28 protein-coding genes are annotated in these 25,679 nt (G+C 73.1%); 17 read left to right on the top strand and 11 right to left on the bottom strand.

Features of this window, described 5'->3' with window-relative positions; all coding sequences use genetic code 11:
* Positions 1–17 precede the first annotated feature (17 nt).
* From IT780_RS34700 to IT780_RS34685, 4 genes are all read left to right on the top strand, one after another.
* Entirely contained in the window at positions 18–1,424 is a 1,407-nt protein-coding gene (locus IT780_RS34700; RefSeq protein ID WP_199516072.1) for a class II 3-deoxy-7-phosphoheptulonate synthase, read from the top strand.
* Complete coding sequence (locus tag IT780_RS34695; RefSeq protein ID WP_199516071.1) at positions 1,417–2,442, top strand: threonine aldolase family protein; 1,026 nt, start codon at positions 1,417–1,419, stop codon at positions 2,440–2,442. Before IT780_RS34700 ends, IT780_RS34695 begins: the two co-directional genes overlap by 8 nt.
* Before the next feature lie 64 nt (positions 2,443–2,506).
* Positions 2,507–2,896 (top strand): DUF3224 domain-containing protein, encoded by a 390-nt coding sequence (locus tag IT780_RS34690; RefSeq protein ID WP_199516070.1) that lies wholly within the window; start codon positions 2,507–2,509, stop codon positions 2,894–2,896.
* 3 nt (positions 2,897–2,899) lie between these two features.
* Positions 2,900–3,517, top strand: coding sequence for a GNAT family N-acetyltransferase (locus IT780_RS34685; protein WP_199516069.1), 618 nt, complete (start codon positions 2,900–2,902; stop codon positions 3,515–3,517).
* On the opposite strand, the gene IT780_RS34680 is transcribed toward IT780_RS34685, so the two are convergent.
* The 4 genes from IT780_RS34680 to IT780_RS34665 all read right to left on the bottom strand — a co-directional run bounded on the left by IT780_RS34680 (position 3,514) and on the right by IT780_RS34665 (position 7,454).
* Entirely contained in the window at positions 3,514–3,732 is a 219-nt protein-coding gene (locus IT780_RS34680) for a hypothetical protein (protein ID WP_199516068.1), read from the bottom strand. The two genes, IT780_RS34685 and IT780_RS34680, sit on opposite strands and share 4 nt — an antisense overlap.
* The gene (locus IT780_RS34675) at positions 3,729–4,592 is read right to left on the bottom strand and encodes a deoxyribonuclease IV (RefSeq protein WP_199516067.1); all 864 of its coding nucleotides are present in this window, start codon (positions 4,590–4,592) and stop codon (positions 3,729–3,731) included. The genes IT780_RS34680 and IT780_RS34675 overlap by 4 nt, the downstream gene beginning before the upstream one ends.
* The gene (gene pknB / locus IT780_RS34670) at positions 4,583–6,544 is read right to left on the bottom strand and encodes a Stk1 family PASTA domain-containing Ser/Thr kinase (RefSeq protein ID WP_199516066.1); all 1,962 of its coding nucleotides are present in this window, start codon (positions 6,542–6,544) and stop codon (positions 4,583–4,585) included. The genes IT780_RS34675 and pknB overlap by 10 nt, the downstream gene beginning before the upstream one ends.
* A gap of 154 nt (positions 6,545–6,698) precedes the next feature.
* Complete coding sequence (locus IT780_RS34665; protein ID WP_199516065.1) at positions 6,699–7,454, bottom strand: hypothetical protein; 756 nt, start codon at positions 7,452–7,454, stop codon at positions 6,699–6,701.
* A gap of 93 nt (positions 7,455–7,547) precedes the next feature.
* On the opposite strand from IT780_RS34665, the gene IT780_RS34660 reads away from it, so the two are divergent.
* Genes IT780_RS34660 through IT780_RS34650 form a run of 3 tightly spaced genes read left to right on the top strand, consistent with a single transcriptional unit; the run spans position 7,548 to position 8,653 of the window.
* Positions 7,548–7,922, top strand: a complete 375-nt coding sequence (locus IT780_RS34660; protein ID WP_199516064.1) for an Rv2175c family DNA-binding protein — start codon at positions 7,548–7,550, stop codon at positions 7,920–7,922.
* A gap of 9 nt (positions 7,923–7,931) precedes the next feature.
* Positions 7,932–8,264: a lycopene cyclase domain-containing protein gene (locus IT780_RS34655; RefSeq protein ID WP_199516063.1), complete on the top strand. Its 333-nt coding sequence runs from the start codon at positions 7,932–7,934 to the stop codon at positions 8,262–8,264.
* On the top strand, positions 8,261–8,653 hold the full coding sequence (locus IT780_RS34650; RefSeq protein ID WP_199516062.1) for a lycopene cyclase domain-containing protein: 393 nt from the start codon (positions 8,261–8,263) through the stop codon (positions 8,651–8,653). Before IT780_RS34655 ends, IT780_RS34650 begins: the two co-directional genes overlap by 4 nt.
* On the opposite strand, the gene IT780_RS34645 is transcribed toward IT780_RS34650, so the two are convergent.
* A complete protein-coding gene (locus IT780_RS34645; protein ID WP_199516061.1) occupies positions 8,615–9,682 on the bottom strand; it encodes a polyprenyl synthetase family protein in 1,068 nt (355 codons plus the stop codon). The two genes, IT780_RS34650 and IT780_RS34645, sit on opposite strands and share 39 nt — an antisense overlap.
* Before the next feature lie 54 nt (positions 9,683–9,736).
* Here IT780_RS34645 and metF point away from each other — a divergent pair, with 54 nt between their 5' ends.
* The 8 genes from metF to IT780_RS34605 all read left to right on the top strand — a co-directional run bounded on the left by metF (position 9,737) and on the right by IT780_RS34605 (position 17,215).
* On the top strand, positions 9,737–10,660 hold the full coding sequence (gene metF / locus IT780_RS34640; RefSeq protein WP_199516060.1) for a methylenetetrahydrofolate reductase [NAD(P)H]: 924 nt from the start codon (positions 9,737–9,739) through the stop codon (positions 10,658–10,660).
* 3 nt (positions 10,661–10,663) lie between these two features.
* On the top strand, positions 10,664–11,314 hold the full coding sequence (locus IT780_RS34635) for a CDP-alcohol phosphatidyltransferase family protein (RefSeq protein WP_199516059.1): 651 nt from the start codon (positions 10,664–10,666) through the stop codon (positions 11,312–11,314).
* A 215-nt stretch (positions 11,315–11,529) separates the two neighbouring features.
* A complete protein-coding gene (locus IT780_RS34630; protein WP_199516058.1) occupies positions 11,530–11,973 on the top strand; it encodes an HNH endonuclease in 444 nt (147 codons plus the stop codon).
* Between the two features lie 77 nt (positions 11,974–12,050).
* On the top strand, positions 12,051–13,430 hold the full coding sequence (locus IT780_RS34625) for a serine hydrolase domain-containing protein (RefSeq protein WP_199516057.1): 1,380 nt from the start codon (positions 12,051–12,053) through the stop codon (positions 13,428–13,430).
* A gap of 24 nt (positions 13,431–13,454) precedes the next feature.
* Positions 13,455–13,937, top strand: a complete 483-nt coding sequence (locus tag IT780_RS34620) for a MarR family winged helix-turn-helix transcriptional regulator (protein ID WP_199516056.1) — start codon at positions 13,455–13,457, stop codon at positions 13,935–13,937.
* A 44-nt stretch (positions 13,938–13,981) separates the two neighbouring features.
* Positions 13,982–15,457, top strand: a complete 1,476-nt coding sequence (locus IT780_RS34615; RefSeq protein WP_233413980.1) for an MFS transporter — start codon at positions 13,982–13,984, stop codon at positions 15,455–15,457.
* 24 nt (positions 15,458–15,481) lie between these two features.
* Complete coding sequence (locus IT780_RS34610; protein WP_199516055.1) at positions 15,482–15,958, top strand: hypothetical protein; 477 nt, start codon at positions 15,482–15,484, stop codon at positions 15,956–15,958.
* A gap of 51 nt (positions 15,959–16,009) precedes the next feature.
* Positions 16,010–17,215 (top strand): MFS transporter, encoded by a 1,206-nt coding sequence (locus tag IT780_RS34605; RefSeq protein ID WP_199516054.1) that lies wholly within the window; start codon positions 16,010–16,012, stop codon positions 17,213–17,215.
* Here IT780_RS34605 and IT780_RS34600 read toward each other — a convergent pair.
* Positions 17,179–18,633, bottom strand: a complete 1,455-nt coding sequence (locus IT780_RS34600; protein ID WP_199516053.1) for an FAD-dependent monooxygenase — start codon at positions 18,631–18,633, stop codon at positions 17,179–17,181. The two genes, IT780_RS34605 and IT780_RS34600, sit on opposite strands and share 37 nt — an antisense overlap.
* A 95-nt stretch (positions 18,634–18,728) precedes the next feature.
* On the opposite strand from IT780_RS34600, the gene IT780_RS34595 reads away from it, so the two are divergent.
* The gene (locus IT780_RS34595) at positions 18,729–19,388 is read left to right on the top strand and encodes a TetR/AcrR family transcriptional regulator (RefSeq protein ID WP_233413979.1); all 660 of its coding nucleotides are present in this window, start codon (positions 18,729–18,731) and stop codon (positions 19,386–19,388) included.
* Here IT780_RS34595 and IT780_RS34590 read toward each other — a convergent pair.
* From IT780_RS34590 to IT780_RS34570, 5 genes are all read right to left on the bottom strand, one after another.
* The gene (locus tag IT780_RS34590; RefSeq protein WP_199516052.1) at positions 19,362–19,955 is read right to left on the bottom strand and encodes a cadmium resistance transporter; all 594 of its coding nucleotides are present in this window, start codon (positions 19,953–19,955) and stop codon (positions 19,362–19,364) included. The genes IT780_RS34595 and IT780_RS34590 overlap by 27 nt on opposite strands.
* Positions 19,956–19,983: 28 nt before the next feature.
* Positions 19,984–21,141, bottom strand: a complete 1,158-nt coding sequence (locus IT780_RS34585; protein WP_199516051.1) for a low temperature requirement protein A — start codon at positions 21,139–21,141, stop codon at positions 19,984–19,986.
* A gap of 95 nt (positions 21,142–21,236) precedes the next feature.
* Positions 21,237–21,980: a succinate dehydrogenase/fumarate reductase iron-sulfur subunit gene (locus IT780_RS34580; RefSeq protein ID WP_199516050.1), complete on the bottom strand. Its 744-nt coding sequence runs from the start codon at positions 21,978–21,980 to the stop codon at positions 21,237–21,239.
* The gene (locus tag IT780_RS34575) at positions 21,980–23,917 is read right to left on the bottom strand and encodes a fumarate reductase/succinate dehydrogenase flavoprotein subunit (RefSeq protein WP_199516049.1); all 1,938 of its coding nucleotides are present in this window, start codon (positions 23,915–23,917) and stop codon (positions 21,980–21,982) included. Before IT780_RS34575 ends, IT780_RS34580 begins: the two co-directional genes overlap by 1 nt.
* Position 23,918: 1 nt before the next feature.
* Positions 23,919–24,680 (bottom strand): succinate dehydrogenase cytochrome b subunit, encoded by a 762-nt coding sequence (locus IT780_RS34570; protein ID WP_307831527.1) that lies wholly within the window; start codon positions 24,678–24,680, stop codon positions 23,919–23,921.
* Between the two features lie 71 nt (positions 24,681–24,751).
* On the opposite strand from IT780_RS34570, the gene IT780_RS34565 reads away from it, so the two are divergent.
* Entirely contained in the window at positions 24,752–25,675 is a 924-nt protein-coding gene (locus IT780_RS34565; RefSeq protein ID WP_199516048.1) for a LysR family transcriptional regulator, read from the top strand.
* Positions 25,676–25,679: the final 4 nt, after the last annotated feature.

Here is a 25,679-nt window from a genome sequence, read left to right as displayed (position 1 = left end):
CTGGTTAGGCTTTCGACATGCGCCGAGAGTGGCATCAGCTCAGTCATCCCGGGGTCGGTGCGACCGCCCTGCAGACCTCCCGTCCCTCCACCGACTCCGCCGAGGACTCGGCGCTCGGCCTGGACCGCTGGCGCGAGCTTCCGCGCCTGCAGATGCCGCCGTGGGCGGACCTGGACGAGGTCGCCTCGGTCTGCAAGGTCCTCGACAACGTCCCGTCGATCGTCGCGCCGTACGAGGTCGACCAGCTGCGCCACAAGCTCGCCGAGGTGTGCGAGGGGCGGGCGTTCCTGCTCCAGGGCGGCGACTGCGCCGAGACGTTCGCCGACAACACCGAGAGCCACCTGCTCGCCAACGCGCGCACGCTGCTGCAGATGGCTGTGGTGCTCACGTACGGCGCCTCGATGCCGGTGGTCAAGGTGGCGCGGGTGGCCGGGCAGTACACCAAGCCCCGCTCCGCGCCGACGGACTCGCTGGGGCTGCCGGCGTACCGCGGTGACCTGATCAACTCGCTGGAGGCGGACGAGGGCGCCCGGGTGGCCGACCCGCAGCGCATGATCCGGGCGTACGCGAACAGCGCCGCGGCGATGAACATGCTGCGGGCGTACCTCGCGGGCGGCCTTGCCGATCTTGCGGGTCTGCACGACTGGAACAAGGACTTCGTCCGGGCGTCGCCCGCGGGTGAGCGCTACGAGGCCATCGCGCGCGAGATCGACCGGGCCCTGGACTTCATCCGGGCCTGCGGCATGACCGACGACGAGGCGCTGCGCACGGTCAGCCTGTACTGCTCGCACGAGGCGCTGGCCCTGGAGTACGACCGCGCGCTGACCCGGGTCTCCGACGGCCGGGCGTACGGTCTCTCCGGGCACTTCCTCTGGGTGGGTGAGCGGACCCGGCAGCTGGACCACGCCCACATCGACTTCATCAGCCGCATCGCGAACCCGATCGGCGTGAAGCTGGGCCCCGGCACCTCCCCGGAGACCGCGATCGAGCTGTGCGAGAAGCTCAACCCGGAGAACATTCCGGGCCGCCTCACGCTGATCAGCCGGATGGGCAACGGCAAGGTGCGCGAGGCGCTGCCGCCGATCGTGGAGAAGGTGACCGCGTCGGGCGCGAAGGTCGTGTGGCAGTGCGACCCGATGCACGGCAACACCCACGAGTCGTCCAACGGCTACAAGACCCGCCACTTCGACCGGATCGTCGACGAGGTGCTCGGCTACTTCGAGGTGCACCGCGGCCTGAGCACCCACCCCGGCGGCATCCACGTCGAGCTCACCGGCGAGGACGTCACCGAGTGCCTCGGCGGCGCGCAGGGCATCGAGGACCTCGACCTGCCGGACCGGTACGAGACCGCCTGCGACCCGCGTCTCAACACCCAGCAGAGCCTCGAGCTGGCGTTCCTCGTGGCGGAGATGCTGCGTGGCTGACCTGCGCTCGGACACCGTCACCCGGCCGACGCCGGCGATGCGCGAGGCCATGGCGTCCGCGGCGGTGGGCGACGACGTCTTCGGCGACGACCCGACCGTCAACGATCTCGAGGCGCACGTCGCGCGGATGTTCGGCCACGAGGCGGCGCTGTTCGCCCCGTCCGGCACGATGGCCAACCAGATCGCGATGCAGCTCGTCGTACCGGCGGGGGAGGAGCTGCTCGCCGGGGCGGACGCGCACGTGGTCACGTACGAGCTGGGCGCCGCGGCCGCGCTGGGCGGCATCTCGACGCGGACCTGGCCGTCGCGCGGCGCCGCGCTGGACGTGGACGAGATCGCGGCGATGATCCGCCCGGCCGGGTACCCCTCGGTGCCGACCCGGGCGATCGCCGTCGAGCAGACGCACAACCTCGGCGGCGGGGGCGTCGTCCCGCTCGCCACCCTGCGACGCCTGCGCGAGGTCACCCTTTCGGCCGGGGTGCTCCTGCACTGCGACGGCGCCCGCATCTGGCACGCGCACGTCGCGGACGGGGTGCCGCTGGACGCATACGGGCAGCTGTTCGACACCCTGTCGGTCTGCCTATCGAAGGGCCTCGGCGCGCCCGTCGGGTCGCTGATCGTCGGCTCCGCCGAGCGGATCGCCCGGGCCCGGCAGCTTCGCAAGCGGATGGGCGGCGGCATGCGCCAGGTCGGCATCCTGGCCGCCGCCGGCCGGTACGCCCTCGACCACCACGTCGACCGCCTCGCGCAGGACCACGCCCGTGCCCGCCGCCTCGCCGAAGCCCTCGAACCGTTCGGCGTGGTCGACGCCGCCGCCGTGCGCACCAACCTCGTCCCGCTCGACCTGACCAAGGCGCCGATGGACGCGCCGACGCTGGTCGCCAGGGCCGCGGAACGCGACGTCCGCATCACGGTGATGCTTCCGCGCCTGGCCCGCGCGGTCACCCACCTCGACGTGGACGACGACGACGTCGACCGCACGATCGTGGTCCTGTCCGACCTTCTGCGCGCCGCCTGAGCAGGCGGCGCCGGGTCTGGTTACATCGGACCCGACGCCGCCCGCCACCGACGAGGAGCCCGCGATGAGCCGCCGTGCCACCGGCACCTTCACCACCACGTTCGAGCCGCTCCCGGCCGACGACGACATGCTCGGCCGCACGCAGGTCCACAAGACGATCGAGGGCGACCTCACCGGCACCGGCCGCGCCGAGATGCTGTCGGTCGGCACCCCCGTCGAGGGATCGGCCGGCTACGTCGCCATCGACCGCATCACCGGCACGCTGGAAGGGCTCAAGGGCAGCTTCGTGCTGCAGCACTTCGGCCTCATGGACCGCGGGTCGGGCACGCTGACCGTCCGGGTCGTGCCGGATTCGGGTACGGACGAGCTCACCGGCATCACCGGCACGTTCGAGATCGACAACAGCTCGGAGGAGCACCGGTACGTGTTCACGTACGACATCGAGCCGCACTGAGCGATGAGCTTCCTGTTCTCGGGGCCCGTGCTGGCCGGCGACCGCGTACGGCTCGAACCCCTCGGCCACGGCCACGCCGCCGACCTCGCCGCCGCGGCCGAGGAGGAACGCGCCTCGTACGGCTGGACCTGGGTACCCCGCGCCCACGAGATCGACGCGTACCTGGACGAGCAGCTGGGGCGGGCGGCGGCGGGACTGCTCGCGCCGTACGCCCAGATCGCCGTCGCGTCCGGCCGCGCGGTGGGCGTCACGGCCTTCTGGGAGCCGCGGCTGTGGCCGGGCGGCGACCGGCTGATGGCGGTCGAGATCGGCTTCACCTGGCTGGCGGCGTCCGCGCAGGGTACGGGCATCAACACCGAGGCGAAGTACCTGCTGTTCCGGCACGCCTTCGAGACCTGGGGCGTGGCCCGGGTCGACCTGAAAACCGACGCCCGCAACGGCCGCTCCCGCGCGGCGATCGCCGGCCTCGGGGCGCAGTTCGAGGGCGTGCTGCGGCAATGGTCCAAGTCCTGGGCGCCGGGCGAGGACGGCCTGCTCCGCGACTCGGCGATGTTCTCGGTCATCGCCGCGGAGTGGCCGGCCTGCCGCACCCACCTCGAGAAGCGCCTGGCACGCCGCTAGCGCATCACCGGCACTGCGCCTCGACCGTGGCCTGGAAGTCGGGGAACTCCGCCCGCGCCGCGACGATGATCTCGCCGGCCGATAGAGACCACCGGCTGGCGTTCCAGCGGCGCATCCGGCTCGAGGGCGATCCCGTCGCCGCCGTCGTAGTCGAAGCCTTGCTCGTTGGCTTCGGCGAGCGCGGCCGGCAGCGCCAGGTCCACGCCGGTGCTCATGCCGGGCGGAGATCCTTGAGCAGGGCGATGTCCGCGGCGTGGCCCTCGTGCTGTTCGGTGGGGGTTTCGACGATCACCGGGATGCCGGCCGTCGCCGGGTGGGCGAGCAGCTCGGCGAACGCCGCCGTGCCGATGCGGCCCTTGCCGATCGTCTCGTGCCGGTCGCGGGTGGAGCCGCAGTCGTCCTTCGAGTCGTTGGCGTGCACGAGCATCAGGCGGTCCGCGCCGACCGTCGCCACCAGCGAGTCGAGGGTCTTCGTCATGCCGCCCGGGGTGGCCAGGTCGTGGCCCGCCGCCCAGGCGTGGCAGGTGTCGAAGCAGACGCCCAGCCACGGGTGGTGCTCGACCGCTGCCAGGTACGGCCCGAGGTCCTCGACCTTGGACGCGAGGCTGCGGCCGCCGCCGGCGCTGGGCTCGACGAGCAGTTTCGGCAGGCCCTGGGCCGCCGCCCGGTCGAGCAGCGGCAGCAGGGCCTCGCGGAGCTGGTGCATCGCCTTGTCGTCGTGGGCCGGGTCGACCGAGCTGCCCGCGTGGTAGACGACGGCCGCCGCGCCGATGGCCGCGCCGCGCAGCAGGGCGTGCTCGAGGGTCTCGACCGAGCGGGTGACCGTGAGCTCGGTGGGGGAGCCCAGGTTCACCAGCAGCGACGCGTGGATGTACGCGGGCAGCCCCCGCTCGCCGCAGCCGTCGCGGAACAGCGTGTCCTGCTTCGGGTCACCCGGCGGCAGCGCCCAGCCGCGGGAGTTGGAGACGTAGACCTGCACCGCCTCGGAGCCCGCCGCGTCCGCGTACGGCAGGGCGGCCTTGGCCAGACCGCCCGACGTCCTCGTGTGCGACCCGACCGGGCGAGTCACAGACAATTGAGCACGACCTCGGTCTGCGGCGGCACCGGGGTGTTCGGCGCGGGCGACTGCTGGCGTACGAGACCGTTGGGGTTGAAATTGATCTTCGGCACCAGGCTCGAGCCCTGCAGCGTCTGCGCGGCCTGCTGGCACGGCTGGTTGGTGAGGTCGGGGACGGTGACCAGCGGCGGGCCCTTGCTGACCTCGAGCTTGATCTCGTCGTCCTTCTCCGCGCCGGTGCCCTGCTCCGGCGACTGCCCGATGACCGTGTCCGCGGGCTGATCGCTGTCCTTGTACTGCTCGACCACGCTGAGACCGAGCCGCTGCAGCTCGGCGCGGGCGTCGTTGACGTTCTTGCCGACGACCTGCGGCACGGTGATCGGGGCCTTGCCCTTGCTGATCACGGCGGTGACGGTCGCGCCGGGCTTGAGGGACTCGCCGGCCTTGGGGTCGATCGAGATGACCACGCCCTGCGGGAGGGTGTCGCTGTACTTGCCGGCGCCCTCCTTGAACTTGAGCTTCGTGCCCTCGATCTCGCCCTTGGCCGCGGCCTTCTCCATGCCGACCACGTCGGGAACCGGGTAGCGCTCCGGGCCCAGGGAGAGCGTCAGGGTCAGCAGGCCGCCCTTGACCAGCCGGTCGGTGGCCGGCGGGTCCTGCGCCAGCACGGTGTCCTTGGGCACGTTCTCGTCGTAGCGGCCGTCGTCGAAGCGCAGGTCGAAGCCGCGCGCCTTGGCCTCCTGCTCGGCCTGCGAGCGGGTCATGTTCACCAGCTGCGGTGCGTCGGTGTAGCGGCCCAGCGTCACCCACCACGTGCTGCCGATGACCACCAGCACCATCAGCGCGACGGCGCCGAGGATGAACAGCCGGCGGCGGTCGCCGAAGCGGCCGACGGCGCCGTACTCGCCCGGGGCGGGGGCGTCGGGCCGGCGGCGGGCGCCGCGGCCACCGGCCTGCTCGGGCAGGCGGGCCCACGGCGGCCGGTCGCCGGTCGCGGGGGGCATCACCGAGGTGACGGCCGGTACGAGAGCGGTGGCGTCGGCCATCGCGGGGCGGGCGGGCACCTGACGCAGCAGGGCCGTCTCGACGTTGGCGGCGCCCAGGTCGTCTCGGACCACCTGGACCTCGGCGAGCAGCGCGCCGGCGTCGGTGGGACGCGCGCCGGGGTCGCGGCGGGTGGCCCGGGCGACGAGGTCGTCGAGGATGGTCGGCAGCCCCTTGACGATGCTCGAGGGGGCCGGCACGTCGTTGTCCACGTGCTGCCACGCCACCTCGACCGGCTCGTCGCCGTCGTACGGCACCCGGCCGGTGAGCATCTCGAACAGCACGATGCCGGCCGAGTACACGTCCGTGCGGGCGTCGGCGTGGCCGTCGGTGACCAGCTCCGGTGCCACGTACGCGACCGTCGCCATGAGCTGGCCGCTCTCGTCGGCGCTGGCCTCGACCGCCCGGGCCAGCCCGAAGTCGGCGACCTTGACGACCGCGTCGACGAGGTTGGCGATGCCGCCGCTGGGCGCCTCGGCGACCAGCACGTTCTCCGGCTTCACGTCTCGGTGCACCAGGCCGGCGCGGTGCGCGGCGGCGATGGCGGCGAGCATCTGCTCGAGGATCGCGAGCGCCTCCACCGGGTTGAGCCGGCGGCGCTGGGTGAGCAGGTCGCGCAGGGTGCGGCCCTGCACGTACTCCATCACCAGGTAGGGCAGGCCCTCGTGGCGCCCCTGGTCGTAGACCGCGACCACGTTGGGGTGGGTCAGCCGGGCGATCGTCTTGGCCTCGTCGGTGAACCGGTCGACGAAGTGCACGTTCGTCGCCTGCGACGGGTGGATGATCTTGAGTGCGACGGTACGCCCCAGCCGGTCGTCCACGGCGGTGTAAACGGTCGCCATGCCACCGCGGGCGACGCGCCCGGTGATCCGGTAGCGCCCGTCAATCGTCGTGCCGATCAACGTGTCGGCGACAGTCGTGTCCATCGGCGTGAAGTGTATGTGCCCTTCCGGGAAAGACGGTCCAGGATGTCACAGCTGAGACCGAACGGGTACGGCGTCTTCGAGGGCGAGCCGCGCAGATGGACGATATCGGGCCGTGGTCCCGACGACCACGACCCCCTTATCGTGACAAATCGGATCAGTCCCCGGGTGTGACGTGCGCCCGCTCGGTCCCGTCGGGGCGCTCGGGGACCGAGTACGTCGGATCCGGCGACGCGGTGTCGTCGTCCGAAGGGCTCGGGGTGGGAGTCGGCGACGGGCTGTCCGGCGACGACGGGGCCGCGGTGGGCGTCGGCACCGGCGGGGTGAGGCAGTCGCACGGGGTCGGCGGCGCGGCCGGGGAGGTCCGGTGCACGGTGGTGCGCCGCGGGGCCGGCAGGACGGCCGCGCCGGGGCTGTCCGGCGTACCCGTGGTCGCGAGGGTGTGCGGCACGGTCCGCACCGTCCCGGCAGCCGCCGGCGCCTCCACCCGGCCGGGCGCCTCCTGCGGCCCGCGGCCGAGCCCCTCGTTGGACGCCTCGCCCGGCGTGCCGTCCGGCGCCGCGGCGGCCAGCGGGTACGGCTCCGCGCCCGCCGGCTGGTCGCCCAGCACCACGCCGAGCCCGTTGACGACCGCGAAGTAGCTCCCGGCCGCGCCGGCCACGGCGAGGGTGCCGAATGCCGTGACTGCCACCGCCCGGCGGGGGCGGCGGGCGTGCGCGGGCCCGTACGACGTGCGCAGGCCGCCGGTGATGCCGGCGCCGCCGAACGTGCTGTACCCGGTCGAGGTCACGTCCGGGTGCACCGGCCGGGCGCTCGGTGCGCGGCCCTCATCGGCCTCCCGGCGGCCCAGGTCGTAGCGCAGCGATCGCCACGCGCCGGCCACCTCGGTGCGGGTTCTCCGCCACAGGGTCATCGCGACCTCTCCTCGATCTCGAGCCGGGACTGTCCCGGCGGGGTCAGGGGCACCGCGTGGTGCCGCGGGTACGGGCCGTGGCAGGCTGGTCGGGTGACCGATTCCGTAACCGTGGGCCCGGCGGCCGGACAGCCGGCCGGCCCGGCCGAGTGGATCAACCTGCCCGACGTGGCGGAGCGGCTCGGCGTGTCCATCAGCAAGGTGCACCAGATGATCCGCGACGGCGCGCTGCTCGCGGTCAAGCGCGACGGCATCCGCGTGGTGCCGGCCGAGTTGATCGCCAACAGCACCGTGCTCAAGCACCTGCCCGGCATCCTCACGTTGCTCCATGACGCCGGGTACAACGACGAAGAGGCGCTCCGGTGGCTGTACGAGCCCGACGAGACCGTCGACGGCTGCGGCGCGGTGGGGCTGGGCGGCGACCGCGCCCGCGAGGTCAAGCGGCGCGCGCAGGCGCTCGGGTTCTGAGCCGCGTCGATGGGCCACCTGGCGTACCTGCTCGTGCTCGCGGGCTGCCTGGTCTGCGCGCTGTGGCTCGAGCCGGTGCTCAAGGTCAACGTGCTGCGCCGCGGACGCCGGCTCCTGCTCACGCTGCTGCCGGTGGTGGTCGTCTTCGTCCTCTGGGACCTGGCGGCGATCGCGGCGGGCCACTGGACCTTCGACCCGGAACAGACCACCGGCATCCTGCTGCCCGGCGGTCTGCCCCTGGACGAGGTGCTCTTCTTCGTGGTGGTGCCGGTGTGCGCGGTGCTCGGCTTCGAGGCGGTCCGCGCGGTGCTGCGCCGGCCCGCCGGGGACGGTGACGAGTGACCTACACGGTGGCGGCCCTGCTCGGCGTGGTGGGTGCGGTGCTTGCCGACCTGTTCGTGCTCCGGACCCGGCTGGTGCGGCGGGTGGTGTTCTGGGCGACGTACCCGATCATCATCGTCTTCCAGCTGCTGTCCAACGGCATCCTGACCGGGCGGCACATCGTCATCTACGACCCGGCGGCGATCATCGGCTGGCGGATCGCGTTCGCGCCGGTCGAGGACCTGTTCTTCGGTTTCGCGATGGTGCTGCTCACGCTGTCGGTCTGGGTGTGGCTCGGCCGGCGCGGCGTGCAACGCGAGCCCCGCGCCGGCGAGGGCAGTGCGCTGCTGCGCCTGCTCCGGGCGCGTTCCTCAGACCGCGCGGCGCGTGGCCGCGTCGGCGAGGGCTAGCAGCACCGACCGGGCCTCCGGCTCGATGACCTGCGTGTCCAGGGCGGCGAGCGCCTCGGCGGTCAGCGCGGTGATCCGGGTCTCCGTGCGGGCCAGCGCGCCGCTGCCGGTGATCAGCGCGCGCAGCCGCTCCACCCGGGCCTCGTCCAGCTTCAGGTCGCCGAGGCCGCGGTCCAGCTCGCTGCGGCCGGCCGCCGGCAGCGCCTCGTACGCGGCCGCGATCAGGTACGTGCGCTTGCCCTCGCGCAGGTCGTCGCCGGCCGGTTTGCCGGTCTGCGCGGGGTCGCCGAAGACGCCGAGCACGTCGTCGCGCAGCTGGAACGCCTCGCCCAGCGGCAGCCCGTACGCGGAGTAGGCCCGGCTGACCTCCTCCGATGCCCCGGCCAGCGCGGCGCCGAGCAGCAGCGGGCGTTCGACCGTGTACTTGGCCGACTTGTAGCGGGCGACCTTGCCGGCGCGTTCCAGCGACGTGTCGCCGGTGACCGGGGTCAGCACGTCGAGGTACTGGCCGGCGGTCACCTCCGTCCGCATCTCGTCGAAGACCGGCCGCGCCCGGGCCAGCTCCTCCAGGCCCACGCCCGAGCCGTGCAGCAGCTCGTCGGACCAGACCAGGGCGAGGTCGCCGAGGAGCACGGCGGCGTTGTCGCCGAACGCGTCGGCGTCCCCGCGCCAGGCGGCGGCCGCGTGCCGCGACGCGAAGCGGCGGTGCATGGAGGGCTCGCCGCGCCGGGTGTCCGAGCGGTCCATCAGGTCGTCGTGGATCAGCGCGCTGGCCTGGACGAGTTCCAGCGCGGCCACCGCGGCGACGACGCGGTCGGAGTCGATGCCGCCCGCCCCGCGATATCCCCAGTACGCGAACGCCGGCCGCAGCCGCTTGCCGCCGCGCAGCACGAACGCCTCCAGGGCGTCCGCCACGTCAGCCAGCGCGTCGTCGATCGCGAGCAGGCGCGTGCGCTGGGCCGCCAGGAAAGCGGCCAGGGCCTTGTCGACGCGGGGGTGCAGGCCGGCGCGCTCGAGCGGGGAGGTCACGGCGCCAAACCTAGCGGGTCTTCCGGAAGGCGCCAGCCCGGTAGAGTCTGCGGTGTGTCTCTCGGACTTCCCTCCCGCCTTCCCGGGTCCCCGGCGATCGGTTCGCTGATCCGCCGTCCGGGGCCCACGTTCTCGTTCGAGTTCATGCCGCCCAAGACGCGCGAGGCCGAGCAGCTGCTCTGGCAGACGATCCGCGAGCTGGAGCCGCTGCGCCCGGACTTCGTGTCGATCACGTACGGCGCCGGCGGCAGCACCCGCGACACGACCGTCGACGTGACCGAACGCGTGGCCACGGAGACGACGCTGCTGCCCATGGCGCACCTGACCGCGGTCAACCACTCGGTCGCCGAGCTGCGCAACGTCATCGGGCGGCTGGCCGGCGCGGGCATCCGCAACGTGCTCGCGGTCCGCGGCGACCCGCCCGGCGACCCCACCGGCGAGTGGGTCCGGCACCCCGAGGGCGTGCTGTACGCCGAGGACCTCGTCCGCCTGCTGCGTGAGGCCGGCGACTTCAGCGTCGGGGTGGCCGCTTTCCCGTACAAGCACCCCCGGTCGGCGGACATCGAGACCGACACCCGCAACTTCATCCGCAAGTGCCGGGCGGGCGCCGACTTCGCCATCACCCAGATGTTCTTCGAGGCGGACGACTACCTGCGGCTGCGCGACCGGGTGGCCGCGGCGGGCTGCGACACGCCCATCGTGCCGGGTGTGATGCCCGTCCTGAGAATGGCGACGATCGCTCGCTCCGCGCAGCTGTCCGGGGCGCCGTTCCCGCCCGCGCTGCTGGAGCGGTTCGAGCGCATCGCCGACGACGAGGCCGGCGTCCGCAAGCTCGGCATCGAGCTGTGCAGCGAGATGTGCCGGCGGCTGCTGGACGAGGGCGTACCGGGCATCCACTTCATCACCATGAACCGGTCACCCGCCACCCGCGAGGTGTGGCAGCAGCTGTCCGTCGGCGCCGCCGCACCCGCCGCCTGACCGGTGACCTGGGAGCAGTACGCCGTCGCCTGGTCGGCGCTGCACGGTGGCTTCGACCCGCGCGCCGCCTCGCCGGTGGTGCGCGGCTGGGTACGGCTGGCGTACCGCGGCGGCAGCGTGCTCGCGCGGCTCGGCGCGGGCCCGTCCACGGTGACCACCGCGGGCCTCCTGCTCTGCGCGGGCGTGCCGTTCGTGCCGCTGCTGGCCGGCGCGGCGCTGGTGCTGCTGGCGAGCTTCGCCGACGCCTTCGACGGGGCGGTGGCGGTGATCAGCGGCCGGGCGAGCCGGTTCGGGTTCGTCTACGACTCGGTGGCCGACCGGCTGGGCGAGCTGGCCTGGCTGGCCGCGTTCTGGACGGCGGGGGCGCCGGGCTGGCTGGTGGTCGCGGGCCTGGTGGTGAGCTGGCTGCACGAGTACGTCCGGGCCCGCGCGGCGGCCGGCGGGATGAGCGGCCTCGGCGCGGTCACCGTGGGGGAGCGGCCGACCCGGGTGTCGGTGGCCATCAGCGGGCTGCTGGTCGGCGGCCTCGCCGGCCTGGTCCACCCGGGCTGGGACCGGACCGTCGTGGTGATCGCCGTGATCGTCTGGGTTGCCCTCGGCGTGATCGGCCTGGTGCAGCTCGTCGCCGCCGTACGCCGCGCGCTGATCGATTAATTGCGTTGTCCACGCCTGCCCGTTCCGCCTAGTTTTCTCTCCACGACGACGTGGCCCGGATCACCGGGCCCGAGGGAGATCACATGACCGCCTTCCGACACCGCGGCCGGGGCTGCCACCGGGGTTGACGCACGCGCGCCGACCGCCGTCCGCCCTGTGCTCCTGCCGGGCCGGACGGCTTTCTCATGGGCAGACCACAGGGGAGGTGACCCGCGATGAGCGTGGTCCTCGTACTCAACGCCGACTACGGGCCGCTGCACCGGGTCAGCGTCCGGCACGCGATCCGCATGCTCTTCCGCGAGGTGGCGGTGGTGCAGGAGGCCCGGCCGGACGCGCGCATCGGGGTCTTCCCGATCCCGACCGTGGTCCGGCTCGTCAGCTACGTGGTGACGCGCTGGCGGCACAGCCGCGGTCCGGGCTGGTCGCGGGCCGGGGTGCTGAGCCGCGACGGGCGGCGCTGCGGCTACTGCGGCGGGGTCGCGTCCACTGTCGACCATGTGCTGCCGCGTTCCCGCGGTGGGGCGAACAGCTGGGAGAACACCGTCGCCGCGTGCGGGCGCTGCAACCAGCGCAAGGGGGACCGTACGCCGGCGGAGGCGCGGATGCCGCTGCGCTCGGCCCCGAGGGTGCCGGGCTGGGCGGACCTGGCCGCGCGTTGAGGACGACGGCCGGCGGGTGCAACGGGGGCCCGTCGGTCGTCCCTCCCGCTCCCACCGACGATCGCGAAGTGAGGGTCATGTTCCCGCGTTCCGCTCCGGCCGCCCAGGGGATCTCGTCGCGCTCGATCGGCGCGCTGCTGGACTGGTTCGAGGACCGGGCCGTCGAGGGCCATTCCGTCATGGTCGTCCGTCACGGGCACGTCGTGGCCGAGGGTTGGTGGGCGCCGTACTCGGCCGATCGCCCGACGCTGCTGTATTCGGTGACCAAGTCCTTCACCTCGGTCGCGGCCGGGCTGGCGATCGCGGACGGGTTGCTCGCGCTCGACGACCGTGTGGTGGATGTGCTGCCGGGCCACGTACCGGACGACATCTCGGAGCACGCCCGCCGCCTCACGGTGCACGACCTGCTGTCGATGACGACCGGGCACGCCGGCGACAGTCTCGGCGAGGCCTGGGAGCTCGAGCCGGACGACCTGGTGAAGGGCTTCCTGCGGGTCCCGTTCACCGGGTCCGGGTTCGCCTACGACAACGCGACCACGTTCGTGCTGGCCCGGATGGTCGAGCAGGTCACGGGCCGTGACCTGCGGGAGTTCCTCGGCGAGCGACTGTTCCGGCCGATGGGTGCCGAGCACGCCGAGTGGGACCGGGTGGCGAGCGGCAGAGCGTTCGGCTTCCACGGCCTGCACCTCACGACCGAGGCCGTCGCCGCCTTCGGTGAGCTGCTGCTGCGCGGCGGGCGGTGGGGCGACCGGCAGCTCGTTCCCCGGGAGTGGGTGGAGCTGGCCACCCGGCCGCACACCGTCATCCCGCCGTCGGAGGGCGACTCGGCCCGCGGCTACGGCTATCAGTTCTGGGTCTCGGAGCACGGCTTCTATGCCGACGGTGCCTTCGGTCAGCAGTGCGTCGTCGTCCCGTCGCTCGACCTCGTCGTGGTCGTGACGAGCCACAGTCCCGAGCCCGGTGCCACGCCCGATGCGGTCTGGGAGTGCCTGTCGCCCGGCATCGGCCGTCCGGGCAGCGCCCGCGACGACGAGGTGCTCGCCGAGCGGCTGCGGCGGCTGGCGTTCCCGCTGGTGGCGGGCTCGGCCGAGCCGGGGCGTACGGCCAGGGCGACGGTGGCGGCAACCGCGGATCCGCCGCTGCCCGCGGGCTCCCCGGTCGTCGTGGAATCGGTCGAGGGCGGGTGGCGCGTACGGCTCCAGCCGATCGGCGAGGTCGAGGTCGGCCACGGCGAGTGGCGGGAGAGCGCGCCGCTGGGCCGGCCGGTCGTCGCGTCCGGCGCCTGGCAGGGCGACACGTTCGTCGCCGACCTCTTCGTCATCACCACCCCGCATCGGGTACGGCTGGTGGTCGACGGCGGTACGGCCACAGCCACCTGGAGCACCGTGCCCCTGACCACTCCCGAGCTGGCGCTGCACCTGCGAGCACCGTTGATGACGCGGCCCGACGTCGCGTAGGCCCGCCGCGGATAGGCTCGGGGCATGGCTTCCGACGCGCCCGCCCGTACCGTCCGCGATCTCACGGGCCTGCTGAACTCGGCCGGTCACGCCATGAACAACCGGCTGGCCGCGGCGCTCGCCGACGTGGGGCTGACCCCGCGGATGCAGTGCGTCCTGGTGCACGCGCTCGAGGAGGAGCGCACGCAGATCCAGCTCGCGGCCCTCGCCGACCTGGACAAGACGACGATGGTCGGCACGGTCGACGAGCTGGAGCGCCGGGGTCTCGCGCGGCGCCGGCCGTCCGCGGCCGACCGGCGGGCGCGGATCATCGCGGTCACCGAGGAGGGCCGCCGGGCCGCCGAGCAGGGGCAGCGCATCGTCGACCGGGTGCACGCCGAGGCGCTGGAGGCGCTGCCGGAGCCGGCCCGCGCCGCGTTCGTCGCCGCGTTGAACCAGCTCGTCGAGGGCGCGCCGGGGGACGGGCCGCGGCCGGTGCGCCGGGCGCGGCAGCGGGCAACTACGTGACAAGTAGATAGTCTGTATCCGAACTATCTGCTACGGTCGCGTTTATGGTCGTCTCCGCGTACCCCCGCAACCGTGCCGCCGCCCTGGCGGTGCTCTGTGCCATGGCGCTCATGATCGTGCTGGACAGCACGATCGTGGCGGTCGCCGTGCCCGCCATCCAGACCGATCTCGGCTTCTCCGCCGCGGGAGTGGCCTGGGTCGTCAACGGATACCTCGTCGGCTTCGCCGGCCTGCTGCTGCTCTCCGGACGGCTCGGCGACCTCATCGGCGCCCGCGCCGTGTTCCTCACCGGGTTGGTCGTGTTCACCGCCGCCAGCCTGCTCTGCGGCCTGGCCGGCACCGCCGCCCTGCTCGTGGCGGGCCGCTTCGTGCAGGGGGTGGGCGGCGCCCTGGCCTCGGCGGTGATCTTCAGTCTGATCGTGCGGTTGCACCCCGAACCGGCCGCCCAGGCCCGCGCGATCGGCGTGTACAGCTTCACCCAGGCCGGCGGCGCGGCGGTCGGCTTCGTCGCGGGCGGGCTGCTCACCGAGGCCGCCGGCTGGCCGTGGATCTTCCTGGTGAACGTACCCATCGGCGCCGGCGTGCTGATCGCGGCGCTGCGGGTGCTGCCCCACGAGGCCGGGCCGGGCCTGCGGGCGGGCACCGACGTGGCCGGGGCGGCGCTGATCACCGTCGGTCTGTCGGCCGGCGTGTACGCGATCGTGGACGGCAGCGTCCCGTACGGGGCCGGCGCGCTGCTGCTCGTCGCCGCGTTCCTCATCCGGCAGCGGTCCGCCCGTCACCCCCTCGTACCCTTGCGCGTGCTGCGCGGCCGCCGTCTCCTGCTGGCCTGCGCCGCGCTGATCCTCATCTTCGCCACCGGCATGGGCTTCCAGTTCGTCAACGCCCTGTTCCTGCAGAGGGTCCTCGGCCTCGACGCAACGGGCACGGGCCTGGCGTTCCTCCCCACACCCGTGGTGATCGGCCTGGTCTCCCTGGTCGTGGCGCCCCGGCTGACCGCCCGCCTGGGCGTGAAGCCGGTGCTGCTGGGCGGGCTCGCGGCGCTGGCGGCCGGGCTGCTGCTGATGGCCAGGATGCCGGTCGGCGCGCACTACGCCACCGACGTGCTGCCGGGCCTGATCATCATGGGCCTGGGCATCGGCGTGGTGATCCCGGCGATCATCATGCTGGCGATGTCCGGCGCCGCGCCGGGCGACACCGGGCTGGTCTCCGGCCTGGCCAACACCGCGCAGCAGGCGGGGGCGGCGCTCGGCCTGGCGGTGCTGGCCGTGGTCGCCGCCCGGGTCACCGGAACGCACGCCACCGACGGCGTCGCCCCGGTCGAGGCGCTGCGGGACGGCTACGCCCGGGCCTATCTGACGGCGGCCGGATTCGTGCTCGGCGCGATCGTGCTGACCGCTCTTGTCCCGGCCGCGTCCCCGGCGCCGGCCACTGAGGACGGACTTGATCCGGTCGCCGGTCTGCCGGCCGACGACGAGCGCGTGCTCTGTTCTGCCGTGGACGGGGGACGGTGCTCGTGAGCGTGTCAATGTACCGTTGACACAGTGACGGATCTCGATCGCCTTGCCGAGCTCGGGCCCGCGCGGGCCCGGCTCGACGAGCGCGAGCTGGACCTCATCGACCGGGCCCGGCAGGGCGGCGCGACCTGGGCGCAGATCGCCGGCGCGCTCGGGCTGGCCAGCCGCCAGGCTGCCGAGCAGCGCCGCCAACGGCTGCTGACGGCCGCCCGCGCCCGCCGCGCTCACGAGGATCTGCGGTACGCCCCCAGCATCGTGATCCTCCGCCAAGCGGTGTCCGAACTGCACCGCGCCATCGCCGCCGACCGGCGCTGGGGGCAACGCTTCGCCCGTGCGGCCCTGGTGCGCGACACCGTCGCGATCGCCGTGGACGCCGCTCCGAGCGGCCTCTATGCGCTGGCGCGTCAGGTGGCCGACGATCTGGCCGCCGGCCGTACACGGCTGCCCGGTCACGTCCGGCTGGCGGTCGAGAAGCTGACGGAGAGCCTGTCAATGCCACGTTGACAGATCCGCTCAGCCTTGCTGCGACTCCGCTCAGCCTTCGAGGATGGCGGCATGCGTCGCAACGCCGTCCTGTTCGTGGGTATCTCGGTGCTCTCCGGCTTCGGCAGCACCGCCATGGCCCTCGTCGCCGGGATCTGGATCCTCGACCTGACCGGGTCGCCCGCCCGGGCCGGCCTCGCCGGCCTCTGCGTCTACGCCCCGACCCTCGCCGGACCCTGGCTCGGCGGCCTCCTCGACCGGATTTCCCGCCGGCCGTTGCTCATCGGCACCGATCTGGCGCTCGCGGCGGCCCTCCTCTCGCTGACCGCGGTTCGCTCCGCGGGTCAGGCATGGCTCATCTACGCGGTCTCCCTCGCGTACGGCCTGAGCTACGTCCTGCTGGACGCCGGCGAGTCGGCGCTGCTGCCCGCGGCGCTGCCCCCGGACCGGCTGGGCGAGGTCAACGGCTGGCGCACCAGCGCCCAGGAGGGCATGAAGCTCGTCGCGCCCCTCGCCGGCGCCGGCCTCTACGCCTGGCGCGGGGGCGTGGCGGTCGCCGTTCTCAGCGCCTGCATGCCCGTGGCCGCCGCGGCGCTGTACGCCCTGCTGCGGCTGAGGCCCGTACCGGCGCAGCCCGTCGCGGTGGAGCGGGGCCTGCGGGCCGGCCTGCGAGTACTGCGGCGTACGCGGACCCTGCGCGTGACCGTCGCGCTGGCCGGCGTCTCGATCGGCATGTCCGGCTTCACCACCGCGCCCCTCTACGCCGTGATCGTGGACGACATGGCGTTGCCGAGCACGTTCCTCGGCGTGCTGCTCAGCGCCCAGGGCGCCGGGTCGATCGTCGCCGGGCCGGCCGCGGGCCGCCTCATCGCCGCGCGGGGCGAGATCGCCGCCGGCGTCGCCGGGACGGTCCTGTTCGCCGCCGGCACGCTGTGCCGCTGCCTGCCGTGGTGGCCCGCGATGGTGGCCGGCGCGGTGCTCGCCGGGATCGGCCTGCCGTGGACGCTGATCGCGGCGGTGACGGCCGTGCAGTCCCGCACGCCCGGCCACCTGCTGGGCCGCGTCTCCGCCACCGCCGCCACGGCCATGTTCGGGCCGGTCGCGGTGGCGAACCCGCTGGGTTCCGTCGCGGTGCATGCCGGCGGCCGGCCTGCCATGGTCACGGCCGCGGCGGTGTGCCTGGGGTCGGCCGCCGTGGTGCTGGTGCGGCCGCGGCGCGGGCCTCACCCGCCGGACGCTGCTCACCGGGACGCGGTGAGGCCGAGTTTGCGCAGGTAGGGGTCGAGGTCGGCCGGGTCGTCCGTGACGCAGCCCAGGTAGTTGTCCGGGCGCACCAGGACGTACGTGGGGGTGTGCACGTCGTAGGCGTCGTGCGCGTGGCCGTGGGTGTCCACGATGGAATCCGGCCCGGCGGGGGCGCCCGGGCGGACGATCGGGACGGTGCGGAAGCCGTCGCCCAGGGAGATCGCCGGGGCGTCGAAGGCGAGGAGGGTCCACTGCGGGCCCCTCAGCGCGTCGAAGATCCGTACGGGGAAAGCGGAGCTGTCGTGGCACGGGGCGTCCGGCGCGCGATCTCCCGCGCGCACCGATCCGGGCCGCGTCCGATGGTCGGCGGCCAGCGGGCCGCCGCGGTAGTTCAGCGACAGCTGTCGCAGCACCGGGTCGTCGCGGCGCATCGCCTCGGCGGCGTCCTCCTGCTGGAGGTGGTGCAGCCGCGTGCTGATGCCGAGCACGCCGGCGGCCACCGGCAGGCGCTCGGCCTCGTACGTGTCCAGCAGCGCATCGTCCCCGGCCGCCAGCTTCCACCCCAGGTTGTACGCGTCCTGCACGCCGGTGTTGAGCCCCTGCCCGCCGGCGGGGGAGTGCACGTGCGCGGCGTCCCCGGCCAGGAAGACGTTCCCGGCGCGGTACCGCTCGGCCATCCGCATGTTCGCGCGGAACCGCGACGTCCAGCCGATGTGGGTGAGCGTCACCTCGGGCGCGACCTCGGCGACGACGTCCGCGACCGACTCGGCGAGCGGCGCGGTCAGCTGCCACAGGTCCGTGCCGGGCAGTGGGCACAGGCCGAGCCGCTGGCTGCGCCCGTCCGTACCGGGCCAGACGTGCCAGGCGTCGCGGCTCAGCCCGGTCAGCCGCACGTCGGCGATGAGCATGGTGTGCGTCTCGTACGTCCGGCCCGCGAAGCCCACGCCCACCGCGGCCCGCACCGTGCTCCGCCCGCCGTCGGCGCCGACGAGGTAGCGGACCGTCACGACCTCCCCGCTGCTCAGCGTGATGTGAACCCCGTCGTCGTCCTGGCGCAGGGCGGTGACGGAGACCCCGTACTCGATGTGCCCGCCCGCCGCGGCAAGGTGTCCCGCCAGCAGCTCCCCGGTGCGCCATTGCGGAACCATCCAGACGTTCGGGTACGGCACCGCGGGAGTCGGCCGGTGCCACTCGTCGAGACGCAGCTCCATATCCGTCCCGTCCGGACGGTGCACCCGCAACACCGGGTAGTCGGCGCCGGCCGCGAGGAACTCGCCGATGACGCCGAGGTCGTCGAGGACCTCGAGGGTGCGCGGCTGCAGCCCCTTGCCCCGCGAGCCCTCGAAGGGGTGCGCCGACGCCTCGACGATCCGGTACGGCACGCCACGCCGCTGCAGCTCGATGGCGAGGGTCAGCCCGGTCGGCCCGGCGCCGGCGATGAGGACGTCCATGTCCGCTCCATTCGCTGAACCTTGATTCACTGAATAGAGATTCACCGTACGGATGGTTGGTAATCTCGTCAAGACGCAGAGGGGGAGGGGTCCGGATGGCGGTGGGTGCGGGAGTGCGCCGGCAGCAGGCCGCGCAGACCGAGGCGGAGCTCAAGGCCGCGGCGGTCCGCGCGTTCGCCCGGCTCGGCTACCTCAACACCAAGATCACCGACATCACCGCCGAGGCGGGCCGCGCGGCCGGCTCCTTCTACACGCACTTCGCCAACAAGGAAGCGCTGCTCGAGGCCCTCCTGAACGACCTGCTGGCCCAGGGCGACGCGTCGGCGCGCGACGAACGGCACGGCGACGACTTCAGCGACCGCGACGCCATCCGCTGGCACGTGGCGGTCTACTGGGACTTCCACCGCCGGCACCGCGTGGTCATGGACGCGCTGCGCCAGGCGGCGACGGTCGACGCGGCCTTCGCCGAGCGGTCCCGGCACCTGACCGAGCCGGACATCCACCACATCGCCGACCACCTGACCCGCGCCCGCGACGCCGGGGTGCCGCTACCGGGCGACCCGCTGGTGCTGGCCACGGTGTTCACGACGCTGCTGCCGGGGTTCGCCGGGATGTGGCTGTCCGGGGAGGGGCCGCGGCTGGGGCGGGAGCTCTCCGACGAGGAGGCGATCGAGACGCTGACGTCCTTCATCCACGCCGGCATCGGCGGGGCCCCGGACCCGCCTCATTCACAGCAGCTGCCCGAGCACCCCTGACTCGACGAGGATCACCGCGCCGATCGCGACGAACACGAGCGGGACCAGCCAGTGCCCGTACCGCCGCACCACCTCGATCACCCGCGGGTGCGACCCGAGCCACGACGCCGCCGCGCACCACACGGCGACCAGCGCGGCGAAGACCAGGCAGGTCACGACGCTGCCGCCGACGCCCAGGCTGCGGAACACCGGCGTGTAGACCGCGATGTTGTCGGCGCCGTTCGCCACGGTCACCCCGGCCACGGCGAACGCGTTCGCCGCGGTCAGCACCTCCGGCGGCCCGTCGCCCCGGTCCCGCACGGCGCCGATCAGGCCCCGGACCCCCAAGGCCATCGGTACGAGTCCGAGCAGGCCGACCCACCGATCCGGCACCAGCGTCAGGCCCAGCGCGGCGACGGCGGAGACGGCCACGAGGGTGGCGATGCCGGCGTACTGACCCACCCAGATGTGCCACGGCCGGGGCCGTCCGGAGGCGCGCGCCGACAGGAAGAGAACGGTCAGGACGACGAGGTCGTCGACATTCGTCCCGGCGAACACGCCCGCGGCGGCCGCAATGATCTCACCCATCCGCGCCCAGCGTACGGGGCGGCGCCGGTCACGCCGACACGGCCCGCTCGCGCGTGGACCGCGTCCGGGTGCGGCCCCGGCCGCGATCGAGCACGGCCACCACCGCCAGCACCGCGACCAGCAGCAGGAGGGTGACGGTGCCGGGCAGCGCGAACGACACCGGGATCAGGCAGAGGCTTGCTACCGCGGCGGCGAGGTGGACCGGGCGGGGCCGGTCTCCGCGCCGGAGGCTGATGGCGGCCAGGCCCAGCAGGAACAGGGCCGCGCCGCCGCCCAGGCCCGCCGCGTACACGCCGTGGAGGTGGTCGGCCGGGTGGCTCATGATGCTCTCCAGGCCCACCGCGACCAGCACGACGCCCGCCACCAGCGGCAGGTGCAGGTAGCTGAAGACGTCGCGGGCCAGGTGGGCGCGCCGCGCTCCCGTCGCGCGGGCCAGGGCGTGCTCGGTGATCGGGGCTTCACGGTCGAAGTACGTCCACCACAGACCGCCGATCGCCGCCACCGCCAGCAGGATCGCGGCCGCGGCCGGCGGGGTGATGCGGGAGCCCGTGTGCAGGACGCCGGTTCCCACCGCGACGACGGATTCGCCCAGCGCGATGATGATGAACAGCGCGTGGCGTTCGAAGAAGTGGCCCGCGTGAACAGTGAAGCCGCCGACCCCGGTCAGCACCGGCGTGCCGTAGTCGATCAGCACGGCGACGCCCCACAGGACGATTTGGACGGTGTCGGGCAGGAACACCCCGGCGATCAGCAGCAGGGACGCGACGAGGTTGCCCGGGGCGAGCTTGAGGATGGCCGCGCGGTTGGCGCCGCCGGCCACCGCGTACAGCACGATGTGCAGGACCCGGACCACGAAGTACCCGAGCGCGAAAGCGAGCGCGTCGGACCCGGACGCCTGCGGGACCGCCACCGCCACGACGAGCATCGCGCCCATGGCCGCGAGGACCACGCCGCGCGCGCCGGTGCCGTCGGTGCCGACGGCGTTGGTCAGCCAGGCGTACGCGCCCCAGGCCCACCACAACAGGGCCAGGACCAGCATGCCGCGCAGAACCCCCGCGGCGTCGGGATGCTCGAGGATCAGCGCGGTGACCCGGGTGAGCGAGAACACGAAGACGAGGTCGAAGAAGAGCTCGAACGTCGACACCGGCCGGCGCGGCTCGGTTCCGCCGTCAGGGGAGTCCGCCATGCCGCTGATTCTGGCACCGCGATCATGCCCCCGGCTGCCCCGCGACGCGACACGGCGGCCCGTCCACGAGGGAGCGGGCCGCCGCCGTACGCGGGTCAGCGTTTGCCGATCGCCTTGCGGTAGTCGTTGTTGAGCCGGCCGATGAGCGACAGCGGGATGCCCTTGGGGCAGACCGTCGTGCACTCGCCCATGTTGGTGCAGCCGCCGAAGCCCGCCTCGTCCTGCGCCTCCAGCATGTCCACCACGCGGCTGTCGCGTTCCGGCTGGCCCTGGGGGAGCAGGCCCAGGTGGGCGACCTTCGCGGCGGTGAAGAGCATCGAGGAGCCGTTGGGGCAGGCCGCGACGCAGGCGCCGCAGCCGATGCAGGTGGCCGCTTCGAAGGCCGCGTCCGCGTCCGGCTTGGGGACCGGGGTGGCGTGGGCGTCCGGGGCCGTGCCCGTGGGGGCGGTGATGTAGCCGCCGGCGGCGATGATGCGGTCGAAGGCGCCGCGGTTGACGACGAGGTCCTTGATGACCGGGAAGGCCGACGCGCGCCACGGTTCGACGTCGATGGTGTCGCCGTCCTTGAAGTGGCGCATGTGCAGCTGGCAGGTGGTGGTGGCCCGTTCGGGGCCGTGCGCCACGCCGTTGATCATCATGCCGCACATGCCGCAGATGCCCTCGCGGCAGTCGTGGTCGAAGGCGACCGGGTCATCGCCGTCGAGGATGAGCTTCTCGTTGAGGACGTCCAGCATCTCGAGGAAGCTGGCGTCGGGGGAGATGTCCTTCACGTCGTACGTGACCATCCGGCCCTTGTCCTCGGGGCCGGACTGACGCCAGACGCGTACCTGAATGTCCATTACTTGTAGCTCCGCGTGCTGGGGTGGACGTACTCGAACGTGAGGTCTTCCTTGTGCAGCGTGGGCACCTCGCCGTACTCCCAGGCAGCGACATAGCCGAACTCGTCGTCGTGGCGCAGCGCCTCGCCGTCGGGGGTCTGGCTCTCCGCGCGGAAGTGGCCGCCGGCCGACTCGGCGCGGTGCAGGGCGTCGATGCACATCAGCTCGGCGAGTTCGAAGAAGTCGGCGACGCGGCCGGCCTTCTCGAGGTTCTGGTTGAGCTGCTCGCCCGTGCCGGGCACCTTGACCCGGGTCCAGAACTCGTCGCGCAGGCCGCGGATCAGGCCGATCGCCTTGGTGAGGCCCTCCTCGGTGCGCTCCATGCCGCAGTACTCCCACATGATGTGGCCGAGTTCGCGGTGGAAGGAGTCGACCGTACGGTCACCGTTCACGGCGAGCAGGCGGGAGAGGCGGTCCTCGACCTGCGTACGCGCCTCGACGACCGCCGGGTCGTCCGGGGAGACGGACTCGAACGGCCCGTTCGCGAGGTAGTTGTTGATCGTGTTGGGCAGCACGAAGTAGCCGTCCGCGAGGCCCTGCATGAGCGCCGAGGCGCCGAGCCGGTTGGCGCCGTGGTCGGAGAAGTTGGCCTCGCCGATCACGAACAGGCCCGGGATGGTGGACTGCAGGTCGTAGTCCACCCAGAGGCCGCCCATCGTGTAGTGCACGGCGGGGTAGATGCGCATCGGGACCTCGTACGGGTCCTCGCCGGTGATGCGCTGGTACATCTCGAACAGGTTGCCGTACTTGGCTTCGACCGCCGCGCGGCCCAGCCGCTGGATGGCGTCGGCGAAGTCGAGGTAGACGCCGAGGCCGCCGGGGCCCACGCCGCGGCCCTCGTCGCAGACGTTCTTCGCGGCCCGGGACGCGATGTCGCGGGGCACCAGGTTGCCGAACGAGGGGTAGATCCGCTCGAGGTAGTAGTCCCGGTCCTCCTCGGGGATGTCGGCCGCCGGCTTCCCGCAGTCCTCGGCCTTGCGAGGGACCCACACCCGGCCGTCGTTGCGCAGCGACTCGCTCATCAGCGTGAGCTTGCTCTGGTGCGTACCCGATTCCGGGATGCAGGTGGGGTGGATCTGGGTGTAGCAGGGGTTCGCGAAGAGCGCGCCCTTGCGGTGCGCGCGCCACGTCGCCGTGACGTTGCAGCCCTTGGCGTTGGTCGACAGGAAGAACACGTTGCCGTAGCCGCCGGAGGCGAGCACGACCGCGTCGGCGAAGTCGGTGGTGATCTCGCCGGTGACCAGGTCGCGCACGACGACGCCGCGGGCCCGGCCGTCCACCACGATGAGCTCGAGCATCTCGTGGCGGGCGTTCATGACGATGTTGCCCAGGCCGATCTGGCGCTCCATCGCCTGGTACGCACCCAGCAGCAGCTGCTGCCCCGTCTGCCCCCGCGCGTAGAACGTCCGGGACACCTGGGTGCCGCCGAACGAGCGGTTGTCGAGCAGGCCGCCGTACTCGCGGGCGAACGGGACGCCCTGGGCCACGCACTGGTCGATGATGTTCACGCTGACCTGGGCGAGCCGGTACACGTTGGACTCGCGGGCCCGGAAGTCGCCGCCCTTGACCGTGTCGTAGAACAGCCGGTAGATCGAGTCGCCGTCGTTGCGGTAGTTCTTGGCGGCGTTGATGCCGCCCTGCGCGGCGATCGAGTGGGCACGCCGCGGGCTGTCCTGGTAGCAGTACGACCGCACCTTGTAGCCCGCCTCGGCGAGCGTCGCGGCGGCCGAGCCCCCGGCCAGGCCGGTGCCGACCACGATCACGGTGAGCTTGCGGCGGTTGGCCGGGTTGACCAGCTTGGCGGCGAACGTGCGGCGCTCCCAGCGGGTCTCGATCGGGCCGTCCGGAGCCGCGGTGTCGGCGATCGGGTCGCCTTCGTGCCAGAGGGAGTCGGTCATGTCAGTCCACCAATCCGGTGAGCACGGCGAACGGCACCGACAGGTAGCCGGCGACGAGGGCGACCGAGAGGACGAGCGCGGCGGCGCGGACGAGGCGCTCACCGCGCGGGGTGCGCTGGCCCAGCGTGCGGGCGGCGCTGAACAGCCCGTGCCGCAGGTGGAAGCCGACGCTCACGACGGCGAGCGTGTAGAACAGCGTCACGTACCAGCGGCCGGGCGCGAAGTCCGCCACGACGTTGCGGTACGGGTGCTCCGGGTCCGCCACCGGGTTCAGCGTGCCGGTGGTCAGGTCCAGGATGTGGTAGATCACGAAGAGCAGGATGATCACGCCGCCCCAGCGCATCGTGCGCGCCGCGTAGCTGCCCTGCACCTTGGGCCGGTGCACGTACCGCACCGGACGGGCGCGGCGGGCGCGGCGGGCCAGCACCGTCGCGGCGGCGATGTGCGCGATCACGGCGGCCGTGAGCGCGAACCGCTGGATCCACAGAAACCAGCCCTCCGGCAGCAGCGGCACGCCGACCGTCCGCAGCCAGTGCGCATAGTGGTTGAAGCTGTCGGCGCCGAAGAAGATCTTCAGGTTCCCGAGCATGTGCATGGCCAGGAAGCCGACCAGCAGGAGGCCGCTGACCGCCATCAGGATCTTGAGCGAGACCGACGACCGGAGGCCGCGGGGTGCTCGCTTCGCGGGGGTCCTCCTGCCGAGCGCCTTCTTCGCGGGCTCCGCCGTCGCTTTCGGGGGAGGAACTCTGGTATCTACCGCCACTCCATGGACGGTAGGAACACCAAGGCGATTCGTCTAATGCATGATCGACCGGGTCATCATAGACGTAAGCTATGGAGGTGCAGCTCCAACAGCTCCGATACTTCCTAGCAGTGGTAGAAACCCGGCATTTCACCCAGGCTGCCGATTCTCTGGGCGTCTCACAGCCGACTTTAAGTAAGCAGATTCACACCCTCGAGGGCACGCTCGGCGCGCCCCTCTTCGAGCGGGCCCGCGGGGCCGTCGCCCTCACCGCGGCGGGCGAGACCCTGCTGCCCCTGGCCCGCCGGATGGTCACGGACGCCGACGCCGCCCGCGACGCGGTCCAGGAGATCGTCGGCCTGCGCCGCGGCCGGGTCCGGGTCGGCGCGACCCCCAGCCTCTGCTCGTCGCTGGTCCCGATGGTGCTGCGCCGATTCCGTACGGAACACCCGGACATCGCCCTGCACGTGAACGAGGGCAGCTCCCAGGACCTCATCGCCGACCTGCTCGCCCGCGACCTCGACCTCGCGCTGATCGTCCAGCCGGAGCAGGGCGTCGACCCGGCCCTGCACGCGGCGCCGGTCCTGCGCGAGAGCCTCGTGGTGGCCTCGGTGGCGGCCGGCCCCCCGCCGACGCCGAACACCCAGCTCGCCCTCACCGACCTGCGCGACACCCCGCTCGTGATGTTCCGCCCCGGCTACGACCTGCGCGACGTCACCCTCGAGGCGTGCCGGCGGGCCGGCTTCACCCCGCGCTTCGCGGTCGAGGGCGGCGAGATGGACGCGGTCCTCGCCTTCGTCGAGGCGGGGCTGGGCGTGGCGCTGGTACCCAGCATGGTGCTCGCCAACCGGCCGCTGCTGCGGGCGACGCCGCTCGCCCCGCCGGGCATGCGCCGCACGATCGCCCTGGCCCACCGCCGCCGCGCGATCCTCCCGCACGCGGCGGAGGCGCTGCGGGCGACCGTGCTCGACCACATCGGGACCGGCGAGCTGCCGATCGGCGTCCACCCGCTGTAGGTTG

It is taken from the genome of Nucisporomicrobium flavum (assembly GCF_016464385.1).
In the GTDB taxonomy this organism is placed as follows: Bacteria; Actinomycetota; Actinomycetes; order Mycobacteriales; family Micromonosporaceae; genus Actinoplanes; species Actinoplanes flavus_A.
This window is presented reverse-complemented; position numbering and strand designations above follow the sequence as displayed.